Below are 9,221 nucleotides of genomic sequence, written 5' to 3'. Positions count from 1 at the left end.
ACCTTGGCAAGGTATCGCTCTACCAACTGAGCTAATGTCGCATCTTTTTAAAACTTCAATATATTTGGAGCGACCTTTCTATTTGTAAAGAATGGTTCGAACCGATGACCTATACCTTGGCAAGGCATTACTCTACCAACTAAGCTAAATCATTTATTTGGAGCGACATATCGGGTTCGAACCGATGACCTATACCTTGGCAAGGTATCGCTCTACCAACTGAGCTAATGTCGCATCTTTTTAAAACTTCAATATATTTGGAGCGACCTTTCTATTTGTAAAGAATGGTTCGAACCGATGACCTGTACGTCAGTAAGGCATTACTCTGCCAACTGAGCTAAATCATTTATTTGGAGCGACATATCGGGTTCGAACCGATGACCTATACCTTGGCAAGGTATCGCTCTACCAACTGAGCTAATGTCGCATCTTTTTAAAACTTCAATATATTTGGAGCGACCTTTCTATTTGTAAAGAATGGGTCGAACCGATGACCTAACATCAGCAAGTTATTACTCTGCCAACTGAGTTAAATCATTTATTTGGAGCGACATATCGGGTTCGAACCGATGACCTATACCTTGGCAAGGTATCGCTCTACCAACTGAGCTAATGTCGCATTTTTTCTGCTTCACTACACCAATTAATAAGGTATCGTATTCAACCCTATCAACTAACTTAATGTCGCACTACCTTACTTTCAACTTCGCAGCTTAAAACAAGCAAAGGCTGTAAAGTTGAGGCCGCATTATAGGAGAATTTCGCTGTACTGCAACCCCTTCTTGTAAATAAACTTACTGACTGACTAAATTTTAAATACTTTTGCACGATAATACTGTAATTCAGCAATTGACTCTTGAATATCGAGTAAAGCTTGATGTGCATTTTTTTTAATCAAGCCTTTCATCACTTCAGGCTCCCAACGATTAACCAACTCTTTTATCGTACTGACATCAATATTACGATAATGGAAGAAATTTTCCAGTTCAGGCATATAACGATTTAAAAATCGTCTATCTTGCCCGATACTGTTACCACACATAGGGGAAGCACCAGAAGGCACATATTCAGATAAAAAAGCAATCGTCGCTTCGATCGCATCTTGCTCACTAACCTTGCTTGCTTTCACTCGCTCAATTAACCCTGAATCTCCATGATGTGTCTGATTCCACTCATCCATCAAGGCTAATTGCTCATCTGATTGATGAATGGCCAGTACAGGACCCTCGGCGAGAATATTTAATTCTTTATCTGTCACTATTGTTGCAATTTCAATAATTTTATCGACACTAGGATCAAGTCCCGTCATTTCCAAATCGACCCATATTAGGTTGTTGGCATCGGTAGTCATAGCATCCTCTTTAATCCGGTTTATCTAAATTTAGGCTTTTTTCTTTAAGACCGTGTATCATACTGCCTTATCTAACAGACACAAAATCTGTCTTACTAATCCTAAGACAAATGACGAAGACTATATTCTGTGAGCAAAAAAAAACCATTGAGTCATGGTCAATTACGCCGTATGCGGACCAACCATAAAAAGAAGCTACAACAACACAATATTGCTGAGCCTCTTCCAGAACTGCAAGATAGTTCTTTAGGCATTGAACAAGCTGGCACTATTATTTCTCGCTTTGGCCAACATGCTGATGTTGAAACCCCAGATGGTAAAGTTTCGCGTTGTGACATAAGAAGAAATATTAAAAGCTTAGTCACTGGCGATAAAGTGATCGTGAGGTTGTCTCAACATATTAATCAGGCTAATCCCACCGCAATCGCGGGTGTTGTTGAAGCCGTACACCCTAGGCATTCTCTACTCTCACGTCCAGATTTTTATGATGGCGTCAAAATTATTGCCTCCAATATTGATCAAATATTTATTGTTTCTTCTGTAAAACCTAGTTTTACAACCCAGATTATTGATCGATATTTAGTTGCCGCGGAAGATACAGGCATTGCCCCGATTATCATTTTAAATAAAATCGATTTGATTTCAGAAGATGAAGCAGAGGAAATTGAAGCCGCACTCCAACGCTATCGTGACGTAGGTTATTCGGTTTACAAAGTCAGTAGCACCTTAAATCAAGGCGTTGATACATTACATGACTTAATGAAAGATAAGGTCAGTGTTTTTGTTGGGCAATCTGGTGTCGGAAAATCATCACTCATCAATGCCATGATGCCCGATGCTCAATTACTCATCGGAGATATCTCTGAAAGCTCAGGGCTAGGCCAACATACAACGACAACAGCCAAACTGTTACATATCAATAGCGGCGGCGATCTCATCGACTCTCCCGGCGTCAGAGAATTTGCACTTTGGCATCTACCCGCTGAACGCGTTGGTTGGTGTTTTATTGAGTTTAGAGATTATCTCGGCACCTGTAAATTCAGAGACTGTAAGCATTTAAATGATCCCGGCTGTGCGATTACCGATGCCTATAAGGCTGGTAACATTAGTGACGATCGTTATCATAATTACCATAAAATCATTGCCAGCTTAGATGAGCAACGACATGCTCGTCACTTTAGAATTGGCCCGAATGAATAAGAGTACAAGGATCAAACATTGGATAAGTTAAAAATTGCTTTACAGTATCTGTTACCGAAACACTTATTGTCACGCCTTGTGGGTAAACTCGCAAGTGCTGAAATGGGAGCAATAACCACTGCCGCGATAAAAGGCTTCATTAAGAAATATAAAGTCGACATGACTGAGGCCGCAGAAAGCTCCCCAAAAGCTTATCGCAGTTTTAATGATTTTTTTACTCGCGCATTAAAACCTAGCGCCCGCCCTCTTCATGAGCAAGAACACACTATTGTTCATCCTGTTGATGGAGCGATTAGTCAATTGGGTCCCATTAAAGCAGGCCGTATTTTTCAAGCGAAAGGCCATGATTATTCTTCACTGGCATTATTAGGTGATCAAAGTGACGATGACACACGCTTTATTGACGGGAACTTTGCCACTATTTATCTAGCACCAAAAGATTACCACCGTATTCATATGCCCATCGAAGGCACCTTATCTAAAATGACTTATGTACCAGGCGATCTATTTTCAGTTAATCCATTAACGGCCGAAAATGTTCCCGGTTTATTTGCGCGTAATGAACGTGTTGTCGCCATATTTGAAACCGCCATTGGCCCTATAGCAATGGTACTTGTGGGAGCAACAATCGTTGCCAGCATCGAAACAGTTTGGGCAGGAACGGTTACCCCTCCGACGGGTAAAAATGTTTTCACTTGGGACTACCCCACATCGGGCCCTGATGCCATCACACTTGCAAAAGGCAGTGAAATGGGACGCTTTAAATTAGGTAGCACTGTTGTCATTCTTTTTGAAAAAGGTGCCATTGATAGTTTTGCTGTTGATCTCGCCCCGAAGTCGGTCACGCGTATGGGAGAGCTGTTCGCCAGCTTACCAGCCACTCGCAAGTCAGATTGATCTCAGCCTCAAGCCCCTTTATAAATCAGAGGGGCGTCTTAAAAATAGATAACTTGAGTCGAATAAAGCGTCCTTAGAAAGAAGGCACTTGATATAGAAACGGCTTAATAAAAAATGCGGCGCAAGCTCATTTTAAAAATGAGCATAATGGCATCACTTTATCAATGTGCTGTCATTTGAGCTAGCCCTTTCGTCTACCCCGCCCCCCCGCATTGAAAACAACATAAAACCAATAATTAACACCATTAATTAACAAGATGATCAGAGTCATCAAAGGTTCAATAAAAGTTACTCAACAGTGATTTCATTCTTAAGCGAACTTAGCTAGTATGAAGCCTTGTTTCTCTCATTAATGCAGCTTCTTCATGTACCGTGCTTTATTGTTTTTATTCTGCCTCATGTCTCTTTCTGCGTATGGAGCGGATCCCCTGCAGCTCGACAAGCGAATTGGCATAACATCTGACAAAACACAAGTCCTTACCACTGAAGATAAAATCGCCTCCATACAAGCACAAGTTGATAAACTCAAAGTCACAGAGAAAAATGCACAAGATTTGCTTAAGAACTTTAATGCTCATAAACAGAGCCTTGCAGCCCAACTCACTAATGCTACTATCAAACTGACTTGGTCAATCAAACAAGATCTCAATCAACAAGCGTCGATGGCCTATTTGCGTCTGTCTGAATTAAAAGAAATCGAAGTCACCTTAGGCAATAAAATCAACTCACTAATGAAGAGTCGAGATGGGTTACCCAGTGAAATTACTGATGCTCGAAATAATTTACAACAACATCAAAAAAACCCGATTATCGATAATAAAACCCCAGGAACGGATCTATTAACGGTACAAAGAACATTATATAACCAAACCGTTACCACTCTTGAAGCTGAATTGGCCAGTAGCCAGAAACGCATAGAACTCAACCAACTTCAATTGCAGCTTGTTCGCCAACAACTCGCACAACAAGAAGCCTTAATTGAAGAACTTAACATCCAAATCGCTGAAAAAAGACAACAAAAGACTTCGGCAGCCATAGCCGACAGTAAAATACAAACCAATGAAAATACCAATCCATTTACCATACAAGTCAGTCAAGACAATCAAAAATATGGCTTATTATTACAACAACTGACCAATAACATTAGCCTCATAGTCAGCCAACAAGAAAAAGCAGAAAAACAATACCAAGTTCAAGCGAAGCAATTAACGACCATTCAACAACAAATTGGTTGGATAAAACTGAATTCAGCTTTCGGTGAACAATTTCTGCAAATTTTGCAATCTTTACCTAAACCACCGAACCAAGATCAACTACAAACAAAAATAGCCAATGCTCGATTAGCTCGATATCAACTTGAACAAAGCCTCAATATTAATTCACAACAGTTATCACAATCAGAGAGCTTCACAACATTACAGCAAAAGCTGCTTAACTCACAAAAATTACTCTTATCTCAGCTATTACAAAGCTATGATCAATATTTAAGTAAATTAGCGGATCTACGAGTGAGCAATGAACAACTCACCCAACAATATTTAACCTTAAAAAATACATTAAATGAGCACTTGTTTTGGGTCCCCAATGCCAGCAGCATTAGTAAGCTTTGGGGCACAGATCTACTACAAAGTTGGCAATGGCTGACTCGACAAGCTCCTTGGCAACAGTTAAAAAGCTCATTTAACGAGCAAAATACAGCTTGGTCTTGGTGGATTATTATTTTAGTCTTAAGCTTAGTACTGCAAGATATTCTCACCCCTAAATTTAAAGCCTCAGTCCGACGGGATCTGGCCAATGTAGGGAATGTCACCCAAGATAAGTTTATTTACACCTTCAGTGTACTGATTAACTCTCTTTGTTATAGCGTCATTAAACCCTCCCCCATCATTGTTGCCGGTGTGATCTTATATTCATCACCGCATAACCTCGCTTCAGCAATGGGAATGGCCCTCTTCTCTATTGGCCTTTTTTATTTACTCTATCGTATCGCTTTTTTACTGGCACTTGATAAAGGTTTATTGATCAGCCACTTTAAAGGGCCTAGAGGCTTAATTCGCACCAGCCAAATACGCTTACGTCAATTTATCATCATGTCCGTGCCTTTTTTAGGGGCCATCGGATTTACCCAAATATTAGATAATTCATTGGTCAGAAATAGCTTAGGTCGTGGTGCCTTTATTATTTTTTGCATCATGCTATTTTGGTTTTACAAAGATATTTTGTCGCTATCTAAACGCTATAGCCATAGTCATCAGAATGATAAAAATAAGAGACTGATCCAAAAGTTTTTATGGATCATGCTAATGACAGTTCCACCTGCTTGCGCCATATTAGCGTTTCAAGGCTACTACTACACAGCCTTCCAAATGCTATTGCAATTACAACTGTCATTACTCTTTGGTGTCGGATTTTTAATGACTTATCAACTCACCAAGCGCTGGATGTTAATAGAAAGGCGTCGAATCGCCTTCGAGAGAGCAAAAGCCAAACGAGCTGAACAACTCGCTCAAAGAGAAAAAGAAGACAATACCTCGACTAACAATGAACAGCTTGAAACCTATGAGGAACCCGAGGTTGATTTAGAAACTATTTCGAGTCAATCATTAGGTTTAGTGCGCTCATTATTATTATTAGCTTTTCTTGCCAGTTTAGTGGGTCTTTGGACTCAAACCCATACCGCATTATTTTCATTACTGGATGGCGTCACGCTTTGGACCAGTAACACTGTGGTCAACGGCATGGAACAACAATTACCCATTACGCTAAAATCCTTACTATTAGGGATTATTATTGTTAGTTTCTGCCTGATGATCGCCACCAATCTACCGGGGTTAATGGAGCTCATCGTTTTACAAAAATTTGATTTAACCCCTGGCACAGGGTTTGCCATCACCACAGTAAGCCGCTATCTAGTGGTATTTTTTGGTATTTTGGCCGGGTTCTCAACATTAGGAATGGAATGGTCTAAATTGCAATGGCTGGTCGCCGCTCTTTCCGTTGGTTTAGGTTTTGGTCTGCAAGAGATTTTTGCCAATTTCATATCAGGTTTGATTATTCTATTTGAAAAACCAGTACGAATAGGGGATACCGTGACGATTCGCGATCTCACTGGTACCGTCAGTAAAATTCAAATCAGGGCGACCACCATCATCGATTGGGACAGAAAAGAAATCATTGTGCCCAATAAGGCCTTTATTACCGAACAACTGATTAACTGGTCTTTGAGCGATCCCATCACGCGTGTCATTATCGATGTTTCTGTTGCTCGAGATTCTGATCCGTCTCGAGTAGAAGCCGCGCTATATCAAGCTGTACAAGAATGTGAAGATGCCTTGAAGTTGCCTGAACCTGAGGTCTGGTTTGCCGGTTTTGGCCAACACACCCAAAACTTTGAGGTGCGCGCTTACGCAAAAGAAATGAGTGCTCGCTGGCCCTTACGTCACAAGTTACATAAACTCATTACGAAAAAACTCCGTGAAAATAATTTAGAACTCGCCTATCCTCAATTAGAAGTGCATATCAATAATAACGCTCTAAAAGACAATCAAGGCCTGATCCGAACATAACTTATGATGATATTTGCTCACCGAGGCGCAAGTGGTCATGCACCAGAAAATACCTTAGCCGCAATGAAAAAAGCGATCGCTTTAGGCGCTACGGCCGTTGAACTCGATATTCATAATGTTAAAGGGGAATTATACGTCTATCATGACCGACGCCTTAATAATGCAAAAATGCACTATCCGCTCATAGAGCAAACCAACATTCATACCATTCAGCACACTCAGGTTGAAGGCGAAGCCATTCCATCGCTTTGGCAAGTAATGGATTATTTAAAACAGCATCCGTGCACTGTCAATATTGAACTCAAGGGTCTCAACAGTCTACAGCCTTTCATGGAACTCTACCCAAAACTCATTAATGATTTAGGCTTTAAAGCCGAGCAATTATTGATTTCTTCCTTTCATCATCCTTTTTTAGCTACATTTAGACAATCTTTCTCGCAAGCATATCTTGCACCCATCGTTGCTGGCGTCCCTTTATCTTTGGCCAAAGTGGCCACCACATTAGGTGCTTATTCGATTCACTTGAACCTTAATTTTGTCACTCCAGAAATGATTATCGACGCGCATAATCGAGGTATAAAAGTCTTTGTCTATACCGTCAATGACCTTGATGATATGTCTCATCTATATCAAGCTGGAGTGGATGGTATTTTTACCAATTATCCCGATAAAGCGCTTTCCTTGTTCCCCATTAAAAGCTGATTTGTTCTACACTCAATATAGACTTAAATGAAGAGCGACTCAGCATGATTAACCTATAATCGTGACCGTTTGACCAAGGAGGGGCAATGAAGCACAAGTTATTCTTGCTTACAAAAACAAACGTCAGTTATCGACAATTACTCAGCTCATGCCAATTACCCCAACTTCACTTACTTGATGATGATCCCATTAATATTCAAAAAGCCGATATTTGGTTAGCAGAGCCTGACTTAGCTGCCCCTATACTCTCCCATGCCTATAATCTCAAATGGCTACAATCGACCTTTGCTGGAATCGATCCTCTGGTAAAGCCCAAACTCAGAAAAGATTATAAACTCACCAATATTAGAGGTATTTTTGGCCCTTTGATGAGTGAGTACCTTTTTGGATACTTACTCGCTCACAGCCGACAACATCAGAAATATAAACAACAACAGCAACAAAAAATATGGCAGCCCTCCAGCTTTAAAAGTTTACAAGATCAGACCTTGCTCTTACTCGGAACGGGTTCTATTGCTCAACATATCGCGAAAACGGCAAAGCATTTCGGTATGCAAGTCGTTGGTATTAATCGCAGCGCTAAGCCCGCACAAGGCTTTAATAGCATTGATACATTAAGTCATCTCAATCAGTACATACCTCATGCTGATACCATCGCCAGCATATTACCTAACACCACTGACACTCAAAATATTCTTAATGAAGAAACGCTCGCATTAATGAAGCCTAATGCCATTCTATTTAATTTAGGCCGAGGTAATGTATTAGATCTCGATGCCTTATTCAAACAACTCAGTCAACATCAAGAGCAACAGGCTATTCTTGATGTATTCAATCAAGAACCTCTTCCAAAAGCACATCCTATATGGTCACTTAATAATGTCACTATCACTCCTCATATCGCAGCTCCCAGCTTTCCTGAACAAGTCGTTGAAATATTTGTCCAAAACTATTCTCGCTGGATAAACAGTAAAACACTACTGCATCAAATTGATTTTGAAAAAGGCTATTAATCCTTTATATTCTAGGGTTGTCAGCACTGACCTTCGATATAGTAATGAGCTTCAGTCTTATAGCTGTATGACTTAGAGAATAATTTTACTTTAGTAAAAAAACTGAGATCCCGATCTCCAACTTAATCTTTCCTCGCTTTATTTCCCAGCGAAGTCCTCACTTGAACCGAATGCTTTTCACTCAATTCTGACACAATCAATGAAAAACAACCTTCATTATACCAATCTGTTATTAGCAGTGAGAATTGTTTTCATTTACACTTATATTACTTATAACGTTGGAGGCCTATCAATGTACGTTTGCATTTGTCACGCGGTCACGGATACTCAAATAAAAGAAGCTGTAAATCAGGGAGATAAATCTTTAGCGGATGTCAAACATCGTCTAGGTGTGGCAGAGCAATGTGGTAAATGTGCAAAAATGGCTGTACAGATCATTCAAAAAGAGCGCGAACTCAGCTCTAATTTTTATGAAGTGACCGACTAATTAAC

General features: G+C 40.1%; 7 protein-coding genes and 3 tRNA genes. 6 read left to right on the top strand and 4 right to left on the bottom strand.

Annotated elements, in window-relative coordinates; translation table 11 throughout:
- Positions 1-158 precede the first annotated feature (158 nt).
- The 4 genes from L2764_RS08865 to orn all read right to left on the bottom strand — a co-directional run bounded on the left by L2764_RS08865 (position 159) and on the right by orn (position 1,351).
- A tRNA-Gly gene (locus L2764_RS08865) sits at positions 159-234 on the bottom strand.
- A gap of 117 nt (positions 235-351) precedes the next feature.
- Positions 352-427, bottom strand: a tRNA-Gly gene (locus L2764_RS08860).
- A gap of 116 nt (positions 428-543) precedes the next feature.
- Positions 544-619: transfer RNA gene (locus L2764_RS08855), tRNA-Gly, on the bottom strand.
- Between the two features lie 186 nt (positions 620-805).
- Positions 806-1,351 carry an oligoribonuclease gene (gene orn, locus L2764_RS08850; RefSeq protein WP_248939860.1) on the bottom strand — a complete coding sequence of 182 codons (546 nt, stop codon included), beginning with the start codon at positions 1,349-1,351 and terminating at the stop codon, positions 806-808.
- A 129-nt stretch (positions 1,352-1,480) separates the two neighbouring features.
- Here orn and rsgA point away from each other — a divergent pair, with 129 nt between their 5' ends.
- From rsgA to L2764_RS08820, 6 genes are all read left to right on the top strand, one after another.
- Positions 1,481-2,551, top strand: a complete 1,071-nt coding sequence (gene rsgA / locus L2764_RS08845; protein WP_248939859.1) for a small ribosomal subunit biogenesis GTPase RsgA — start codon at positions 1,481-1,483, stop codon at positions 2,549-2,551.
- A gap of 18 nt (positions 2,552-2,569) precedes the next feature.
- Positions 2,570-3,448 (top strand): archaetidylserine decarboxylase, encoded by an 879-nt coding sequence (gene asd, locus L2764_RS08840; RefSeq protein ID WP_248939858.1) that lies wholly within the window; start codon positions 2,570-2,572, stop codon positions 3,446-3,448.
- 365 nt (positions 3,449-3,813) lie between these two features.
- Entirely contained in the window at positions 3,814-7,014 is a 3,201-nt protein-coding gene (locus tag L2764_RS08835; protein ID WP_248939857.1) for a mechanosensitive ion channel domain-containing protein, read from the top strand.
- Positions 7,015-7,017: 3 nt separating this feature from the next.
- Positions 7,018-7,716 (top strand): glycerophosphodiester phosphodiesterase, encoded by a 699-nt coding sequence (locus L2764_RS08830; protein WP_248939856.1) that lies wholly within the window; start codon positions 7,018-7,020, stop codon positions 7,714-7,716.
- An 86-nt stretch (positions 7,717-7,802) separates the two neighbouring features.
- Positions 7,803-8,729 carry a D-2-hydroxyacid dehydrogenase gene (locus L2764_RS08825; protein ID WP_248939855.1) on the top strand — a complete coding sequence of 309 codons (927 nt, stop codon included), beginning with the start codon at positions 7,803-7,805 and terminating at the stop codon, positions 8,727-8,729.
- A 292-nt stretch (positions 8,730-9,021) separates the two neighbouring features.
- Positions 9,022-9,216, top strand: coding sequence for a bacterioferritin-associated ferredoxin (locus L2764_RS08820; protein ID WP_248939854.1), 195 nt, complete (start codon positions 9,022-9,024; stop codon positions 9,214-9,216).
- Positions 9,217-9,221: the final 5 nt, after the last annotated feature.

It is taken from the genome of Shewanella surugensis, assembly GCF_023284005.1.
Classification (GTDB): Bacteria; Pseudomonadota; Gammaproteobacteria; order Enterobacterales; family Shewanellaceae; genus Shewanella; species Shewanella surugensis.
Note: the sequence above shows the minus strand (reverse complement) of the source record. Positions and strands in the feature narration are given on the sequence as shown.